The sequence below is a fragment of the Methylobacterium sp. GC_Met_2 genome (assembly GCF_026540795.1).
Taxonomy (GTDB): Bacteria; Pseudomonadota; Alphaproteobacteria; order Rhizobiales; family Beijerinckiaceae; genus Methylobacterium.
Genome location: NZ_JALNUM010000122.1, coordinates 1 through 17,686, shown reverse-complemented (window position 1 = coordinate 17,686; position 17,686 = coordinate 1). Strand labels below are relative to the sequence as shown.

The 17,686-nt window shown below is 68.5% G+C and carries 15 protein-coding genes and 2 pseudogenes; 7 read left to right on the top strand and 10 right to left on the bottom strand.

Going from position 1 to position 17,686, the window contains the following annotated elements; translation table 11 throughout:
• Window positions 1-13: 13 nt before the first annotated feature.
• Entirely contained in the window at window positions 14-370 is a 357-nt protein-coding gene (locus OXS49_RS27830) for a hypothetical protein (protein ID WP_267427908.1), read from the bottom strand.
• 630 nt (window positions 371-1,000) lie between these two features.
• Window positions 1,001-1,180: pseudogene (locus OXS49_RS27825) on the bottom strand (IS3 family transposase); the annotation flags it as partial.
• Between the two features lie 284 nt (window positions 1,181-1,464).
• Here OXS49_RS27825 and OXS49_RS27820 point away from each other — a divergent pair.
• The 4 genes and pseudogenes from OXS49_RS27820 to OXS49_RS27805 all read left to right on the top strand — a co-directional run.
• Window positions 1,465-1,584: pseudogene (locus OXS49_RS27820) on the top strand (RraA family protein); the annotation flags it as partial.
• A 970-nt stretch (window positions 1,585-2,554) separates the two neighbouring features.
• Window positions 2,555-3,838, top strand: coding sequence for a hypothetical protein (locus OXS49_RS27815; RefSeq protein ID WP_267427909.1), 1,284 nt, complete (start codon window positions 2,555-2,557; stop codon window positions 3,836-3,838).
• Between the two features lie 32 nt (window positions 3,839-3,870).
• Window positions 3,871-4,449, top strand: coding sequence for a hypothetical protein (locus OXS49_RS27810; protein WP_267427907.1), 579 nt, complete (start codon window positions 3,871-3,873; stop codon window positions 4,447-4,449).
• 35 nt (window positions 4,450-4,484) lie between these two features.
• Window positions 4,485-7,367, top strand: a complete 2,883-nt coding sequence (locus OXS49_RS27805; protein ID WP_267427906.1) for a hypothetical protein — start codon at window positions 4,485-4,487, stop codon at window positions 7,365-7,367.
• 382 nt (window positions 7,368-7,749) lie between these two features.
• Here the strand turns inward: OXS49_RS27805 and OXS49_RS27800 are convergent, their stop codons facing one another.
• The 4 genes from OXS49_RS27800 to gspG form a co-directional block, all read right to left on the bottom strand.
• Window positions 7,750-8,445: an MlrC C-terminal domain-containing protein gene (locus tag OXS49_RS27800; RefSeq protein ID WP_267427905.1), complete on the bottom strand. Its 696-nt coding sequence runs from the start codon at window positions 8,443-8,445 to the stop codon at window positions 7,750-7,752.
• 48 nt (window positions 8,446-8,493) lie between these two features.
• Window positions 8,494-9,249, bottom strand: coding sequence for a M81 family metallopeptidase (locus OXS49_RS27795; protein ID WP_267427904.1), 756 nt, complete (start codon window positions 9,247-9,249; stop codon window positions 8,494-8,496).
• A gap of 71 nt (window positions 9,250-9,320) precedes the next feature.
• Window positions 9,321-10,907 carry an ABC transporter substrate-binding protein gene (locus tag OXS49_RS27790; RefSeq protein ID WP_267427903.1) on the bottom strand — a complete coding sequence of 529 codons (1,587 nt, stop codon included), beginning with the start codon at window positions 10,905-10,907 and terminating at the stop codon, window positions 9,321-9,323.
• A gap of 105 nt (window positions 10,908-11,012) precedes the next feature.
• Window positions 11,013-11,456: a type II secretion system major pseudopilin GspG gene (gene gspG / locus OXS49_RS27785; RefSeq protein ID WP_267427902.1), complete on the bottom strand. Its 444-nt coding sequence runs from the start codon at window positions 11,454-11,456 to the stop codon at window positions 11,013-11,015.
• A 204-nt stretch (window positions 11,457-11,660) separates the two neighbouring features.
• Here gspG and OXS49_RS27780 point away from each other — a divergent pair, with 204 nt between their 5' ends.
• Window positions 11,661-12,035, top strand: a complete 375-nt coding sequence (locus OXS49_RS27780) for a hypothetical protein (protein WP_267427901.1) — start codon at window positions 11,661-11,663, stop codon at window positions 12,033-12,035.
• 235 nt (window positions 12,036-12,270) lie between these two features.
• Entirely contained in the window at window positions 12,271-12,438 is a 168-nt protein-coding gene (locus OXS49_RS27775; protein ID WP_244001675.1) for a hypothetical protein, read from the top strand.
• Here the strand turns inward: OXS49_RS27775 and OXS49_RS27770 are convergent.
• The gene (locus OXS49_RS27770; RefSeq protein ID WP_267427900.1) at window positions 12,422-12,868 is read right to left on the bottom strand and encodes a type II secretion system F family protein; all 447 of its coding nucleotides are present in this window, start codon (window positions 12,866-12,868) and stop codon (window positions 12,422-12,424) included. The genes OXS49_RS27775 and OXS49_RS27770 overlap by 17 nt on opposite strands.
• A gap of 571 nt (window positions 12,869-13,439) precedes the next feature.
• On the opposite strand from OXS49_RS27770, the gene OXS49_RS27765 reads away from it, so the two are divergent.
• A complete protein-coding gene (locus OXS49_RS27765) occupies window positions 13,440-15,266 on the top strand; it encodes a sodium:proton antiporter (protein ID WP_267427899.1) in 1,827 nt (608 codons plus the stop codon).
• A 471-nt stretch (window positions 15,267-15,737) separates the two neighbouring features.
• Here the strand turns inward: OXS49_RS27765 and OXS49_RS27760 are convergent, their stop codons facing one another.
• From OXS49_RS27760 to OXS49_RS27750, 3 genes are all read right to left on the bottom strand, one after another.
• The gene (locus OXS49_RS27760) at window positions 15,738-16,637 is read right to left on the bottom strand and encodes a Brp/Blh family beta-carotene 15,15'-dioxygenase (RefSeq protein ID WP_267427898.1); all 900 of its coding nucleotides are present in this window, start codon (window positions 16,635-16,637) and stop codon (window positions 15,738-15,740) included.
• Between the two features lie 65 nt (window positions 16,638-16,702).
• Window positions 16,703-17,455 (bottom strand): bacteriorhodopsin, encoded by a 753-nt coding sequence (locus OXS49_RS27755; protein ID WP_267427897.1) that lies wholly within the window; start codon window positions 17,453-17,455, stop codon window positions 16,703-16,705.
• Window positions 17,452-17,686, bottom strand: a 235-nt coding sequence (locus OXS49_RS27750; RefSeq protein WP_267427896.1) for a hypothetical protein, incomplete at its 5' end; no start/stop codon positions are given. The genes OXS49_RS27755 and OXS49_RS27750, both read right to left, overlap by 4 nt.

Below are 17,686 nucleotides of genomic sequence, written 5' to 3'. Positions count from 1 at the left end.
TCATGGGTTCTGATCAATGAGGGTTGGTATTAGCCTCGGCTTTGGGCGTCTGGAGGCCGGCGGTGACGCCCGCGACCGCGCCACCAACCTGCCGGATCAACCAGACCTCACCGTTCGGCTGCATTCGGTCCTGATCGACGCGTCCGGTCTGAGCCTTGGCGCGCTCGTTCGCGGCGTCGTGCCGGCGCGTGCGCCCGTTCACCCGCTCAACGAAGGCTTCGTAATCCGCGTCAGTCCACTCGCCGAACGCGAGGAACCGGGCCGCAGCTTCTAAAAGCTGCTTGCGGGCGTAACTCCATGAGCCGTCCTGGGCCGCAATGAACGCGTCCATCTGAGCATCGTCATAAAATCGATGCATCGGATATTTCACGGTCCCGTCTCCTCGACGAGCCGTGTGCGGCAAAATGACACCTACGCCTGAAAGCGTGTGTCTCACCGCTCGCAAGCTCTGGAGATGTCAAATGTCGGGGCGCAAACAGGGGGTGTAGAATGCCTGAATGCTCCCCTCACGGGGCGCTGGACCCGGCCCGCCAAAGGCCGGGTTTTCGCGTTCTTACCGGCGCACTGCGCCGCCGATCGTCCTACCGCTGCGGCTCACCCACGACTTCTCGCCCCGCGCGACATGCGGAGGCTGCATCTTGCGAGCTTGTACGGCACGCCGCGGCGACGCAGGTGCCTGTGACGGCTGAGAATTTCGTCAACGAAAATGGAACGGCCGGAAGGCGATACCCCGGAGCGCACGCTCAGGTTGCGTTGCATGCGAAAGCGCGATGGTGACTAATTCGCGGGGGACCAATGACCGGTGGGGAAAAAGGGCTGGCAGAACTGTCCCTAAGACCTGTCCCTACGTCGCCTGCAGGTGCCTGAAAAAGCAGGCTGGCGCGCCCTATGGGAGGGGATGCCAAAATAAAAAAGTCCTAGCAATCAACGACTTACGCTGTGATTTCACGTGCATGTTATGCGTGCGGTTATACGTTTTCAAGCCGGAGATAGACGGGTTTTAGCTGTATGGTCCCGGGATGTGGTGTGACAGATTGATCCTGAAGCGTTCGGGCTGTTTGGTCCATACCTGAAGGACATGCTCATAGGGCGTGAGGCCGCGCAGGGTCTTCAGCCGACGGGCATGGTTGTAGGCGTCGACAAACAGTTGCAGGTGCGCCCGAAGCTGTTCGCGGGACTCGACACTCCTGCCGTCTTGGACGCCATGGACAAGCTCGGGCTGCTCGGCCCCTGCTTCGGCATCGCGCTGCTGGACGATTACCCGAAGACCGTCGTGGGGCCAGCTTTCACGGCCAAGTACGCGCCGGCTACCACGCCGCCGGCCACGTCGGCGACTTCGTCGACTACGTGGCCCCGGGCAATTTCGTCGTCATCGACAACGACGGCGGACCAACTGCACGGTCTTGGAAGATATCATGAACCAGTACGCCGGTACGCGGCTTCGCTGGCACGTTGATCGACGGGGTGTACCAGGTCTTGGCCAACGCGCGGGACGACGGCTACCCGCGGTTCACCCGGGGGCGGTTCGTGCACACGGGCAGGGACCGGGTATGGGTGGAGGCGGTCAACATCACTGTCGAGGTAGGCCAGGCGCGGGTGAACCCGCGTGATATCGTGGTCGCTGATGCCAATGGCGCGCTGGTGGTGCCGCAGGTTCGCGCTCGGGAGGTGCCCGAGTTCGCCGGGAAGATCGAGGGCATCAAGAACGAGACGGGGCGCGGGAGGCGTGGATCTCCGCGCATGCGGGGGACCGGTGACTGCCGGCCCCAGGGCAGGAACCAGCGCCGCGGGCCGCGCCGGTCCCGGGCATTCCGCGGTGGATCGCGGCGCCCCCCTTGTCCCGCTTCTCCGAAGCCGTGCGGGCCGGGGAGGAGGCCCCGCCTAGAGGACGCGCAAGTCTGTCGAGCCCAGGCCCCCGCTGGTGGGCGGCGGGGCGGGTCGATCCTGGCGGGGACGCGACCCTCGGCCTCACGCAGATCGTGCTGTGGGCGGCCCTTTCTTCCTGATGGCCGTCGTAGCAGGGCCGATCGTGCAGTCGACCCGGTGGCCGCAAGGCATGGTCGGGGGCGCTTTGTCGCTGGCGTTCTCATGTCGGGGCTGCCGCCCCCGTGGGTCGGCCGGATAATCCGCCGCCACGGCGGTCAGCCAGTGCTCGTCGCGTGCACCCTGGTCATCGCGGTCGGCCAGATCCTGATGACTTGCTTGACGACCCTGCCGATGTTCCTTGCCGTGTGGATCGTGGGGGGCTCGGCATGTCGGCTGGCCTGTACGACGCGCTGTTCGCCACGATCGGACAGCCGGCTGGCGAGGGGACGAAGACCGGGTCGAGCTCATCCGGCCTCGCAGGGGCTGAAGGTCCCCAGCCGACACAGACCGAGCAGCCGCTTTCGGTTGCAAGCCATGCCCCACCCTCGTGGGGTGAGTCGCAAAATGCATATTGCGCTTTATAGGAAAGCCCAAACTAACCGCAGATACAAGACATTGTTTTTGCTTGATAATCTTCGATCCGGCGTGCTAGCGGCCACTGCTTGGCGGAGCGGATGCACGGCCGGAGATGGACGGGGACGCAAACCTCAGATCGGCCTTGCAGCACGCCTCCCGGCGACAGAGGGCGGCTGCTACGAGTCGCGCCCGGCTCGCCGCCCAGAGTTCCCGAACCGCCGCGGCCGAGACGGCCGCCGCGGCCAGCGCGCGCGATCTCATCCTCGCCGCCTGCGAGACGTTCGGCCTCGACCGCCTGCCGCCGGCCGTCCTCGTCGAGCGGCTCGCAGCTCTGGCTCACCACCAGAACGGTTCAGACGCCGCGGGGCCGTCGGACCGCGTCCGTGAGGGCAGCCGGCATCCGATGCAGTCCGATCCACCCGATCGAAGCATCGCCGTCTTCGTCAAGATCTCGCGCCACGCCGCGTCGGCGCGGTGCGCGTTGCTGCACGCGGCGGGGTTGCAGTGGAACGGCCGGCGCGGCGGGTGGTCCGGGCGGGTCGCCCCGGACGCGCAGGAGCGTCTGCGCGCCGAGTTCGGCGACCGGCTCTCCGTCGACGCGCCCGACCCACCCCGCACCTCACCCGCCGATCCACCGACGCCCGTGCCGCTCGTGGCCGGGCAGGTGGATCGCGAACCCGAGCCGCCCGCGGGCGACCCGCTGCCCGGCAAGCTTCGCAAGGCCCGGGGCAGGCGCCTCCCGGCCCTTTCCGTCGAGCCCTATGCGTCGGCCCGGCTCCAGACACCCACCGAAGGGCCGGTCCATCGTCTTTCGATGGCCGAGCTAGCCGAGGTGATCGTCGAGATCGTGGCGGCGGAGGGGCCGGTGGATCTCGACCTCGTCGCGGCGTGTATCAAAAACCACTGGCGGATGGCAAACGTGGACAAACGCCTGCGCGAGGCAGTGCGTGCCGCGGTGGATCTGGCGGCCCGCTCTCGGCTGGTTCTAATCGACGGATGGCCGCCCGAGCCCGAGCGGGTTTGGTATCACGTGCGTGACGCCGAGATCCCGATCCGCGACCGCGGCGCGTTGCCGGTCGAACAGCGCCGGTGGCAGCATCTGCCCCCGCCCGAGATCGCGGCCACGATCGCCCGGCATCTGACGATCAACGGCCCGACGCCGCGCGGCGTCCTGATCGCCGACGTCGCCCGGATCGTGGGCTACGCATCGACCAGCCGGGCGATGACCTCCAAGATCGACGCGGTGATCACTCGCCTGGTCGAGCGAGAATGCGTCCGCATCGAAGGCCGCGCGGTCGTCTCCGCGGGCGAAATCCCGACACGCGCGACGTCGGCGGCCGGCTGGCGCCATGCAGTTGACCCGGGCCTCGCCACCGCGCCGCCCGCGCCGGAATGAAGCGACCGGGCCAAGCGGAGGAGCGCCGTTCGATGGTGTGCGAGCCGGCACCGCAAACCCTACCCCCAGATCGAGAAAGGAAATGCATGATGACGGCACGTCAATTCGCTGAGACGACGGTCGCGACGCTCGGCCTCGTCCATTTCGTGCGAGAGTGGAACCGCGGCGACGGCGCGAAGATCGCGACCTTCAGGGACCTCGAACTCGCGATCAGCATGGATCGGCCCCTGCAGGCCGAATACGTGGCCGCGCGCGACCGGGCCGAGGCTGCCGGCCGAGGTTCGGATTTCCTCGACGATCTGGAGGGACTGCTAGGTCCGGTGATCACCGGCAGCTATGCGGTCGCGCTCGACGCGGGGCTTGCAACGTGGGCGTACGAGCGCGCGACGGACGACCCCGCGACCCACGCCAACCTCGCACCGTTCGCGACACCGCAGCTGTGGATCGCATGGGTGCTGGAGAATGGCGACCGACCGGTCGCGCTCGTCGGACCCTACGGCGAGGACCTGCTCGACGACGCCTCGGCGCGCGACCTGCTGAGCCGCGCGCTCGTCGCGGCATCGGGCAGCGCGGCGCGGCACGGTTGGATCCTGCCGATCGAGCCGAGGTAGGATTCCGCGAACGGCGCGCGCATATCCATGACAGCATGGCGATCGCCTTCATCCGGGCCGACTTTCTGCCGCTCGATCGGGTGGGTGCCTTCTGCACCCACTGCGCCTACCTGATCAGGGGCGTGGTCGAGGGCGAGATGATCGCCGACTTCCGCCGCCTCGACCCCGGCGATCGCGTCTACGCCCGCTTCGTCCCGCTGCCGGGCCGGGAGACCCCGTTCCGGACGCTCGGCGCCTTCGCCCGGGCGGTCGAAGCGGCCGAGCCGCCCCTCGTGCCCCGACGTCGTCCTCGCGATGGGTGGAAGCGAACGCGTTGGGCACAGGTCGCGCTGACCCTCGTCGTGGCCCTGCCGCCCGACGGCGAGATGACCCTCGACGAGGCCGTCGCCCTCGTCGAGGCGATCGTCGACGAGGTCCGCGGAGGCCTGCTGCTGCCGGCCTACGCGACGATCCACGACCCGGCCCGCAAGCGCGCGACGGCGGACTCGCTCAACCGCCACTGTCACATCGCAATAGGGTTGCGCGAGATCGACGGGCAAAAGCTCAGCGCACGCAAAGTCCGCGACCTCGTCGCGCGCGTGCGCAAAGGTTCGGAAAAGCTCATCGTGCCGGAGGGGACGTTCTGGCCCGATCTAGCCGTGCGCCATGTCAACCGCGCGTTCCTACGTCTCGGCTCTGACGCACGCGTCCGGCCGATCCGGTATCGCCCGGAGCCGCACGTCGGGGCGTTGGTGGATCTCGATCCGAAGCGTGTCGAGCGCATCCGCGGGGAGATCCGCGAGCAGAACCGCGCGGCGATCCACGGGAACGCGCTGGCTCTCTTCCATGGGGTGACCCGCGGGCGGACCAGTCTGCTGCTCGTCGATCTCGCCCGCGCGATCGACGCCGTCATCGATGATCCCGGCGAGCGCCAAGCCGCAATCCTGCGCATCCGCGCGGATCGGCGGATCGTCGAGCTGGCCCACCCCGTAACCGGAGCGGTGGATCGGCTGACCTCGCGCGAGCGCTACGAGCAGGCCTGCGCGATGATGCGCTGGGTGGACGGCCTCCAGGGCGACCGCACCCGCATCGCCGTCGCCCGCGGCAGTCACGCCGCCGCCTGCCGCGAGCGGCTCGCGACGATCCTGGGCGCCGTGACGGCGGCGGTGGTAGAGGTCGCGGCACCACGGATCGTGGTCGTCGGCGCGCACCTGTCGCACACGGCCGACCTGACCACCGCTCAGCCCGTGGAACGCATGAAGATCGCTGACGCGCTCGCCCGCGATGCGGAGTGGGGCGTGGGCACCGTCGTGGTCGCGCCGCGCGCGGCGGAGATCGACGACGTCGATCTGACCGAACTGGTGCTGGCGGCCCGGGCGCGCGACGCACACCTCGTGCTAGGCGTCGATGAGCAGCGTTGCGACGGCCTGAGCGAACACCGCGTCGCCGCTAAGCTCGCCGCGATCCTGGCGCCGCGATCCACCGCGGGGGCGTCCGCCGATCCCGTCGTGCGGGCCCGCGGCCTGCTCGGGGCCGGCTTCATCGGCGAGGCACTCGAACTGTTGCAGGCCAAGCTTCGCTTCGCGGGGGACGAGCACGAGGTCCCGCCGGACCACGCGATCCCGGTCGATGACGACCTACGACGACGCCCGTCCGATCGCCGTAGCCTGATCTGGGAGGCGACCGGCACCGCCGGACCCGCCCGCCTCGTGACCGCCGAGGACGGGCGGTCGGTCTCGGTCGGGCAGGACCTCATCGCGACGCGGACGCTCTACGAACCGCGGGGGGGGACGCCGGTCGTACGCGAGGGCCGGCTCGGGCGGGTGTCATCGATCGACCCGCACGGCCGGCGGTTGCATCTCACGTTCGACGGCGAGGAGACGACCCTCGGGACGGATCGAATCGCCGCCGTGCAAGCCTGGACGCGCCTGTCGATCCGGGAAGCGCGGCGTCTCCCACCCACCCGAGGGCCGATCCAGATCGCGCTGACGCGCCCGAATGCGGCGTTGGCCGCCCTCCTGCTGGTGGTGGATCGCGCGCAGCCGAACGATCGGGTGCGGATCGCGCCCGGCCTCGCGCGGGACGCGGCCGAACTGGCGGCGCGGATCGAGATCGCGCTGCCCGCCGCCATCGCGGCGGAGTTCGATGCCCGCGATGGCGCGGACGCCCGTGCCCAGCTCGCGATCGACGCGACAGTCGCAGACATGACGCGGCGAGCCGCGTCCCAGACGAGCCGGCCCCCGGACCATCAGGATTCGCCCGCCGATGCCCCGCGGGCGGCAGTGCAGGGCGTCGAGGGGCCGAGCGCGGCGAGGATCGTGCTGCGTGCGCAGTCGCGACCGACCGCCCCGGAGGCGCTCGGCGAAGCCGCCTACGAGGCGTCCATGGAACTCGAATCGTTCCCGATGCCCGCTGCCGGGGACCGGCACCGGACACGGCAGGGCTATGGCCGGCGGAGCCGAACGACGGCAGTGCAACAGGGACGGGGCGGTCCGAGCCCTCCATCGCACGCAGCGTCGCGGGAGACCGGCGCCACTTGGCTGCCGGAAGCTTTGCGCGGCCGTGTTCCGACCTCGCTCCTGCCCATGCTCGCCGCCAATCCCCTGGCGCGAGCCGGTCTGCGCCGCATCCTGGATGACCCCGACTTCCCGCCGCCGAGCTTGTGCGCGTGCCGGTCGCCGGCGTTCCACGCCCTCCTGGCCCGAATCCGCGCGGACGAAGCAAGTCCCGAGGCGAACGCACGCTCCGCAAGCCTTCGGGAACGCGACATGCCGGCCGAGATGCTCCTTCGCAGTGAGGTGGACCTGCCCCAATGGCAGATCGCGCAATTACTCCTGGATTTGGCCGGGTTGGGCCTCGACGTCCCCCTGGGAACCGAGCTTTATGAAGAATCGGATTCGATAGATATTGCCTCAGTTTTATCGTCAAAACATATTTGAAAAAATCTTCTACCAAAGAAGTAAAGTTTTTCAAAGAACGGAGTTAGATCGTCGGTAATTCTGGATAAATTCCTTGTTTCTGTATCAAAAATAAATCGATCGGCATCGTGTGCCGCGCCAATAAGTGCTGACATTGACCTGATCGGTATTTTGGACCGGGCCAGATCAAAGGCTCCTGGGCACTTCCAAAAGCGTCGTGGTTTGAGGGGTTTTGTGGTGCGGAACGTCTGGACGCGCGTGAAGCGGAACGCCGGCGTGGCGGGCAGCAGCCAAGCGGTCGCCGAGGCGATCGAGGCGGGGGAGGGAGAAGACCGGCGCGTTCCGCATGGCGCCGATGTAGCGCGGGGCCGCCGCGACGGCATCGCCGGGACGGACCATCCGGCTATCCGGCGTCGAAGGCGGGATCGCCGTAGGGATAGAAGTCGGCGACGTTGAGATGCTGGTAGGGGAGGGCGTCCAGGTGGACCGTCCCGACGAACGGCTCGGGCGGCTCGACCAGCAGGATCGTCTGCGCATAGCCGCCATCGTCGAAACCTCGGCGGAAATGGACCCGGGACTTGATCGCCACCACGTCGAAATCCTCCGGTGTCAGGCCGAGGTCCCAGAGTTCCGACGGCTCCATGATCTGAACGAGGTAGGGGCTGAGGACCAGCACGTTACCCCGGCCGAAGGCGACGCAGAGCCACGTGCCGGCGCCCCGGCCGGTCGTGCCCTCGACGACCGCACACACCGTGCCGGTGACGCGGACCGGGACGCCCGCGGAGGGTTCCGCCTCGCCGGCCACGGGGCCGCCGACCTCCGCGTCGAACGGATCGCCGGCCTTCACGCCCCCGGTCAGCAGCCGGCCCAGAAGCGCGGGCGCGGCGACCGTTGCGATCAGCGTGCGCTCCAGCCCCTGGGCCAGCACCTCGGCGAGCAGCCATGTCGCCCGGCCCGAGCGGTCGCTGTAATCGGCGAGCACGACCGGCGCGCCGCCCGCCCGCGCAGCCTCGGATGCCTTGGCGATGCCGTCCCGCATCGGGTGGATCGCGACGCTCGACACCAGCGCCGCGCGGTGCCGCCACGTCCAGGCCGCCATGTCGCGGGCGATCCGGTCGGCGAGGGCGTGATCGCCGTTCGTCAGGACTTAGACCGCCATGCCGGCATCCGGCACGTCCGACCAGGGGAAGCCGAAATACACGTTGACGAAGACATCGGGCTCCCGCGCCTCCCAGACCAAGGCGCGCTGGATCAGGTCGGACCACGGCGAGGCGCCGGTCCACATCACCACGGTCGGCGCGAGGATCGGGATCGGGATCGTCCGGTGCGCCGGCCGGAAGCTGCCGCGGATCGTCCGCACCAGCATCCGCGCCGCGCGCTGCCCCTGGAGATGCATGTCGTAGTGCGGGAAGTACTTCACCGCGAACGCCATGTCGGCGTGGTGCAGGAACTCCGCATCCTCGTTGCCGTGCGGGTCGAAGGTCGCCGCGATGGGCACGCCCACCCCCACCACCGCCCGCACCCGTCGGGCGATTTCGGCCTCGGGGCGCGGCACGCCGCGCACCGCCATCGCGCCGTGCAGCGCGAGGTAGACCCCGTCGAACGGTGCCCCCGCCTCCAGCTCCGCCAGCATCGCGTCGAGGAAATGCGCAAACGCGTCCTGCGTCACCCAGCCTGAGCCGATGCCGGTGCGCGGCCAGAGCGGCGAGGTGAGGCCGACGAGGTCGACCCCCTCGTATTCCCGGGCGACCTGGACGAAGCCCCCCATGTAGCCCTTGGGGTCGGTGGCGAGCAGCGCCGCGCCGCCCGCCGGGGAGCCCGGATAGATGAAGTCGTCGCGGGTCGTGTCGTTCGGCAGGAACGTCACGGTCTCGTGGGTGAACTGGAGCACGGCGATGCGCATCGGCTGCGGTCTCCTCGGGTGCGCTCCGTCGATGCGGAGGCCGGTTCGGCATGGGGAAGGGGGGCAGGCCGCTAAGCCGGCCGGACGTCGTAGAACTGCGGGAAGCCGGTGCGCAGGCCGGTCAGCCCGCGCGAGGCCGTCGCCTCGTAATAGGCGCCGAGCGGCAGGTACGGCACGTCGATGAAGAACTGCCGCTGGATCTCGGCGCAGATCGCCTTCTGGGCCGCGGAATCGGGCGCGGCGAACCATTGCGCGCGCAGCGCCTCGAGCCGCGGGGCACGGGGCCAGCCGAACCAGGCCTGATCGCCGTTGCCGCGGATGCCGAGCTGGCCGGCGGGATCGAAGTTGTTGGTGCCGTTCAGGTAGGTGACGAAGGTGCTCCAGCCGCCCTTGTCGGGGGGCTGGCGGCTCGCCCGGCGCTGCACCAGGGTTCCCCAATCCATCGCGACGAGGTCGACGTTCAGCCCGCATTTCTGGAAGGCCTCGGCGGCGACCAGGGCCAGCGGGTGGGTGGCGGGATAGTCGCTCGGATCGAGCATGACCACGCGCTCGCCCCGGTATCCGGCCTCCGTGAGGGCGCGTTTCACCGCGCCGAAGTCGCGCGGGCCCACCAGAACCTCGGTGCCCGCCCGCGTCGCCATCGGCGCATCGGGGCAGAAGACGCCGACATGGTCCTTCCACAAAGCGCGCTCGTCGCCCGCGACCGCGCTCATGAACTCGGTCTGGTCGACGGCACCGAGCAGCGCCCGGCGGATCGCGGGGTTGTCGAAGGGCGGATGCAGGTGGTTGAAGCGCAGGCAGCCGATGCCACCGACCGGATCGAGCACCTCCAGCCTGACCCCCGGCTTGGCCCGCAGCAGCCCCTGCAGGTCCGGCGTCGGGTTCTGCCACCAATCGACCTCGCCGGCCGCCAGCGCGCTCGCCGCCGTGGAGGCATCGGGCACGATCCGCCACTCGACCCGGTCGAAATGCGCGCGCTTCGGCCCGGCGGTGAAGCTCGCCGTGCCGTCCGCCCGAGGTACGTAGCCGTCAAAGCGCTCGTAGACGGTAAGTGCCCCCGGCACCCGCTCGTCCGCCTTGAAGCGGAACGGCCCGGAGCCGACCATCTCGGTGACCTGGACGTTGGGGTCGGTCTTCGCCAGGCGCTCCGGCATGATGCAGGGCATCGACGTGCCGGTCTTGCCCAGCGCCGCGGGCAGCAGCGGGAAGGGCCGCTTCAGGCGGAACACGATTTCGCGGTCGGAGGCGGCGGTGAGTTCGTCGGTGGCCTCCATCAGCGCCCGGGCGAAGGCGTCGCGGGCGGCGAACCGGCGGATGCTCGCCACTGCGTCGCGGGCCAGCACCGGCGCGCCGTCGTGGAAGCGCAGGCCCTCGCGCAGGGTGAGCCGCCAGAGGCGCCCCTCCGCCTCGACCGTATGACCCGCCACCATCTGCGGCTCGAAATCGTAGCGCGCGGTCTGCCCGTAGAGGGTGTCGAAGATGAGGTAGCCGTGGTTGCGCGTCACGGTCGCGGTCGTCCAGACGGGATCGATGACCGCGACGTCGCTTTCCGGGATGAAGCGCAGGACCTTGGCGGGCTGCGCCAATGCGGGCCGGGCCAGGCAAGCGGAGGCCATGGACGCCGCGGACAGACCCCCGAGGACGTCGCGGCGCCTCATGGCCGCTCAACCGTGCTTGCCATCATCAGAAGTCGTGCGCCCTTCGCCGCGTACCGCGCCGCAGAGTGGCGCCGTCGAGGCGACGAGGCAAATCCGGGGCCGTCCTCAGTTGCTGGCCACGTCGGCGGCGTCGCCCGTGCCGCCGACCTGACCGTCGCTGCCGAGGGAATAGACCTCGTAGCGCCCCTGGCTGCCTGGCGACCGGTACAGGTAGGCCTGGCCCCAGGGGTCGGTCAGGCCGCGGGCGTCGCGCACATAGGGGCCCCGCCAGCCCGGCAAGGTCGGCTGGACCAGCGCCGCCAGCCCCTGGTCCGAGGTCGGATAGCCGCCGAGGTCGAGGCAATAGAGCTCCACCGCCTGGGCGATGTTCTTCACCTGGATCCGGGCCGTCTCGCACTTGGCGCGGCCGAGATAGCCGAGCACCTGCGGCGTTGCGAGGCTGGCGATCATGCCGATGATCGCCAGAACAACCAGAATTTCAAAGTGGGCGAAGCCAGTATACTCTGTATTCAATCTACAGGGTTGGCTTCCGGCGTGCGTTTGTCCCATCGCGCAAATCCGATCCGAATCGTGTTGTTCTGGTTAACGCGGCGTCTGATTCATAAAAATTTCATTGGCGGCTCATAGATTGAGCGTGCGCGGATAATGATGGATTGGACACTGCGTTTCAGTCATTTTTAATTGGCGGCCCACAAATGTCTGCGCATTCGCGTCGGCAGCCCGGCGCAGAGCGAGACTGCGAGCGACCCCGCCATGCCCATCCCGTCCGCGCGACGTGCCGCGACCGCCGCCGCGATCCTGATTCCGGCTGCTTTCCTGATGGCGCGACCGGCGAGCGCCGCGCCCCTTACCCTGGCGCTGCCCGGTCCGCTGCCCCCGGTACAGGTTCTGACCGTGCTCGCGGGGCTCCACCTCCTCGGTGTCTGCTTCGCCCTCGGCCTGATGCGCGAGTTCAACGGCACCGTGGCCTACGGGGTGCTGATCGGCTTCTGGCTCGCCGGCATCGGCGTGACGTCCCTCGGGGCGATCCTGCTGTGGCGCCACCTGTGCAGGCGGATGGCCGCCGGCCCGCGGACGGTCGCTCGACAGGCCCTGGTGGATGAGGCCGCGGCGCCGGGCCGGTCCTGACCCGCCGTGGCGTTCGATCCCCTGGTCGCGCTGCTGCCACTGCCGCTGACCCTGCCGGGGGCCCTTATCGACCTGCGGCGGCGGATCATTCCGGGCGGGCTGAACCTCGCCCTGCTCCTTGCCGGCCTCCGCGTCGCGGGCCTCCGGGATCCGAGCCCGGGCGACGTGCTGGCCCGGGCGCCGTGCTGGCCCGAGTCGCCGACGTGGCGCTCGTCGTCACCGCGATGTGACCGCGATGTGGTGGCTGCGGGCCCTCTACGCCCGCCTGCGCGGCCGGACCGGCCTCGGCGACGTACAATTCCTCGGGACGGCGACGGCGTGGACGGGCCTGGCGCAAATGCCGTTCGGACCGTTCCTCGCCCTCGGCCTGCACGGGGCGCTGGTGTTCACGCCGGCGGCGTGACGGCGAACAGGGTTCGGCGAAGCGCCCCGACAGGGCAGTGCAGCCTCGTCCTCCCGGTTTCCGTCCGCACTGCGCGAGCTGGCCGACGCTCAGGATCGCCCCCAATCACCGAGACGATCAGGCCGCCGGCCGCGATCGTCACCAGGGGCGTGAACAGGGCGAGCATCCGGTCGATGCGCTGGCCCGGATGGGTCTCGTGCATCTCGGCGGTGTAGGCCAGGACGCTGCCGAGGCGGTTCACCTGATCGCCGCTGGCGATGAGGTTCAGGGTCGAGGGCGCGCAGGCGCGCAGGCGCCCGAGCCCGGAGGCGAGGCCGCCGCCCTCGGTCAGGTGTTGCGCCGCCTCGCCGAGGGCGTGCGCCCGTTCCACGATGGCCCGCCGCAGGGCCTGGCAGATCGCCCCGACGCGGTTGCCGTCGTCAGCCTTCATGGACAAGGTAAATCAAGCGCCACCGCCGCTGCGGACTGATCCGTGATGATCCTTTCCGGGGTCGCAATCCGCTCCGGCGGCCCGGACGGATGTCGGGTACGCTGTCTGCCGAAGCGGACCTCCCGGTGCAACGGTCACGCCACCGTTTCCAGTCAATCCCGAAGCATGTCCGCCTGTCTGGTCGATGGGTCCAAAGCAGACGTTCCGCTTTCGGCCAGATTACGCCATGTCGGATCGTCAGCGAGCGCAGGTCCGGACCGTCGGCCTTGCGCCCATAGCAGCCGGTCAAGTCATACGAAATCGCTCCAAATGCAGACATCGATGAGGGCATGCGCTACCTTCCGCGAATGACCTGTGGCCGACGCAGGCACCGTCAGCGGGCAGCCCCATAGCTGCGTCCATGGCTGCACCCCGAGAAAGGGAACCGTAGCAGGGCCGCTCGATTGGCCTGAAGCGTAAGCTACGTCTTCCGCCCGCGCGACGGGAACCAAGCGACCGCCCCAACCCCATCGTAGGATCTCGGTTCGGCTGCCAAGGGGGCGGATCTGGACGCTGGTCCGGAGCGTCGTGCATGGAACACGGTTTGGCGACGGCGGTCCTTTGCGTCGTCGGTGGCGGCATCGCTGCTCAGGTTCTCGCGGCCAGACTGCGCATCCCTTCCATCGTCATCCTGCTCGCGCTTGGCTTCCTGGTCGGGCCTGTACTCGGCCTGCTGCATCCCACGCACGATTTCGGCCCGAACCTGCGACCCCTGATCGGCTTGGCGGTCGCCGTCGTGGTGTTCGAGGGCGGTCTCGCCCTCGATTTCCGCGAGTTGCGGGCGTCCGGCGAGGGGGTGCTACGGCTGACCGCCTTCGCCCTGCCCATCAATTTCGTCCTGGGCACACTCGCCGCCCACCTTATCGGGGGAATGTTGTGGGGACCGGCTTCCGTGTTCGGCGCCATCCTCGTCGTCACCGGGCCGACCGTGATCTTGCCGCTCTTGCGCCAAGCGCGACTGGATAGACGCTCAGCCGCCTTCTTGAAGTGGGAGGCCATCGTCAACGACCCGGTTGGGGCTATCTTGACCGCGGTCGTCGTCGAGATTCTTGTAGGCGTGCCCCGCGGAGCCGGGGAGGGTCCAGCCACCGCATTGACGCTTCACCTCGTGGAGGGCGTGCTGGTCGCCGGCGCCCTTGGTGTCGGCTCGGCGCTCATGGTCGCATGGGCGTTCCGGCGCGACCTGATCCCGGAAACACTGAAGACGCCGGTGCTACTCGCGCTCGCACTGGTCGCTTACGTCGTGCCGAACCTACTTATGCACGAGGCCGGCCTCATCGGCGCGACCGTGTTTGGCGTCGCGCTCGCGAACCGGCACATGCCGGGTCTAGCCGAACTCCGCCGCTTCAAAGAGGCGCTCGTCGTCCTGCTGGTGTCATGCCTGTTCGTCGTGCTGACCGCCGACCTCGACCTCGCGGTCCTTGGAAAGCTGTCGGCGCCTATCCTCGGGCTAACGGCGGCGATCCTTTTCGTGGTTCGCCCGGCGGCGATCTGGTTGGCCACGATGCGCAGTGATCTATCCCGGGGGGAGCGACTGTTCGTCGGCTGGATCGGGCCTCGTGGCATCGTCGCGGCTGCCGTTGCCGGGCTAGCCGGTCCTCGCCTGAGCGAGGCGGGGTACGCCGGCGGTGACCTGATCCAACCAACTGTGTTCGCGGTCATCGTCGCGACCGTGCTCGCCCACGGCTTTTCCCTGGGGCCGCTCGCCCGAAGGTTCGGCCTGTCGACCGCAGCCGCTACGCAGCGGCTCGCCGTTGTCGGAGCATCCCCGTGGGCGAGCGACATGGTGATCGCACTTCATCGGGCGGGCGTGCCGGTCGTAATCATCGACATCTACCCGGGCGCCATGCTTGCTGCACGGGAAGCGGGGGTGCCGACGCTGCAGGCGGAACTCCTGTCTCGATCCGCCGAGGAAGGGATGGCCGACCATCCTTCGGATCATCTGCTCGCTGCGACTCGAGACGAACTCTACAACGCCCTCGTATGCACCCACCTGGCCCCCGAAATTGGTCGCGAGCGCGTTTATCAAGTCGCTCCGTCCGAAAACCACCTGCTGCACGCGGACACCGGCGTCAGCCGGGATGCCCGCGGTAAAGTCTTCGGAAATGCGGATGTCAGCTTCGATGCGTTAGCCGGGCGGCACGAGGCCGGCTGGCGGTTCTTCGTCGCCGACTTGGATGCCGTCGAGCAGCCGGATGACGTCCATCTGCTCGCCATCAAGACCGACGGGTGCCTCGAATTCTTCTCGGTCGATCACGAGCAGAACGAGACTGCCGAGGGCGATAGGGTGCTGATCCTGCAGGCGCCAAGCATGGCGGAATTCGACGGCGATGACCGCCCCGCCATGATGCCTACTTGAACGATCGCCCTGTCCGGGATCGTTCCGCTGCAAGCGCGGCGCTCAGGCCACCCGCAGCCTCGAATTCGTCTTGAATTGTGAAGGACCTTCCAGCGCAATCAAACGCTTGGTTAGCTTGATGGCTGCTTCAGGCGAATGGGCATCAGGTTCGGAGGCCCGAACGTCATTGTTAAATCTGAAGCGGAATGGCAGCTCAGGGTGGTTTCCAGTCATTCCGCTTCCATTCGGACATACACGGAAGCGGACGTTCTAGGGTTCGTTTCAGGTCGCGCGCACGGTGGTTGGGACGCAGGCGACCTCTTCCGTCAGGTGCTCGGACTACCGCCGGCCGCACTGGCGTAGCCGCTGCCTGAGATCATACCTACTCCCCGTTCCGGTCCCGATGGGACCGTGGGGGAATGGCCGCGCGCAGGGAGCACAGGGCGTAGGGGTTTGCCCCGGCGCCAGCCAGTGAAATTTCGAGCCTCGTCTTCATCGCGGCGACGAAGGCTCCGAATGACCCTGTTGCCGTGCCACGATCCGGTCGAGGAGGATGTGCGGCACGGTCAGGTCCGACAGCATCTGCAGCGTGACGGCCAGGAGGGTCGCCGGCGCACCCGACGAGCCGGCGGCATAGAACGGCCAGAGGCCGACACCCAGCAGGATGGTCAGAGCAAAGATCGGCAGCGAAGCCAGCACGGCCCGCTGCATCGTGTCTACGCCGGGGGCCTTGATCGGGTCCCGCACCAGGGCGAGCACGTGCCTGGGAGCATGGAGGCCGACGAAGTACAGAGTGAAGGCCGTGAGCGGTGGCAGCGCCAAAAAACTCACCGCCAGGACGATCATCTCGCCGAGCACGCCCCGCCGGGCTCCGCGCCTGAGAAGCCAAGCCCCCGTAAGGCCAAGCCAGAGCCACGCGGTGGCCCACCACCAGACCGGAAGCTGCGGCATTGGCGACCGGGTCACGACTGCGAAAAGCTCCGCCGTCTGGTCCGGGCGCAACAAAGCCGGCAGCGCGACCGGGAGCCCCCCGCGTACGAGCGCCTCGATCGGTCGGCCCGGGCCCGCATCCTCCAGGCCGAAATGCACGACTGAGACGGCGAGGAACGCCGCTAGGGTGACGAGAGGCAGGATCTGCCACGCCAGGAGCACCAGCGCTGAGAGGCCGAGATACGGGATGGCGAAGACCCCGAACCACACACGTCCGTAGCGGGGACGAAGCAGCGGCGCCGCCACCGCGCCGTCCAGGGCCCCGTGCGGAACCCCCAGGACGATCACCGCGGCCAGGGCCACGAGCCATGAGATGTCGCGCGGCAGACAGGCGGAGGCGACCAGCACGAGCCCTATCAGCATGCCCACGCCCCGCAGCAGCCACGGGCCCCGAACGGGCATACAGTGGCGGCTCGCGTCGGCGGTATCCCCGATGAGGAAGACAGACGACGGGGCCGCCATCCGCTTCAAGCCGCCCGGCGCAGCGGCGTCGTGGCCACGCGGCCGTCCTTCAGATCGCGGTCGACAGCGCGTGTCGTCTCTAGGGTCGCCATGATCCCGTAGACGACCTTGGCGGTCAGATCGAGGATGGCGATCGCCGCCAGAGCCAGCGTGGGCGACAGGAAGCCAAGGCCGTCCTGGCCGACGAGCAGCACGATCGGATAGGCGGACCACACCCCCGTGAGGAACACGGCGTTGCGCAGGAAAGCCTTCCGCACGTCGCCCCGCTCCCCGGCATTCTCCTCACGCAGTTGCACGAAGATCCCGTAGAACACCGCCAGGAAGGCGCCGCAGGAGATGGCGAACCACGTCCACTTCACCGCGGCGACGTCGGACAGGCCGAAGGCGAGGGCCGTTACGACCATGATCAGGTCGGATCCGATCAGCCCCCACACGACAGCCGGGCGCCGCATGCCGGAATGCATCGCCGTGCGCGAGAGGCCGACGAGCAGCAGGGGTGTCGTGAACGTCCAGTCGATGTAGCGCGCAAAGTAGAACTGCCGCGCAGCCTCAGCTGCATCGGGACCTGCCGAAAGGACGAGGCTTCCCTGTCCCGTGGCCATAGCAAAGTAGGAGCAGGCTGCGATGATGGGCACGATCCCGTGGATGATCCCATCAGCCTCCTCAGCGGGGGTCCGCCGTTTCGCCATGAACAGGATCACGGCGGCTCCCGCCGCCATGCCGACACAGCCGAGCCACAGCCAAAATTGAGGCGTCATCGATTACTCATAAGGACAAGGATGAAAGTGGTGCGCACGAACGTGGCAGCACGTCTCCAATTGGCCTCAAGCGAGAACGTTTCGTGGGGCAATTGTCGCAGTCGGGCGTGACCTTCACGGGAGCCGCTGCTGACGGCTTGCCGCCACCCCTTTGGCCAGAAAGCGTCGCAGCTGCCATGGCCGAAAACCTTGGCGTCGGTTGCGGCGATGTCCGCTTCGAAGGCTAGAGTG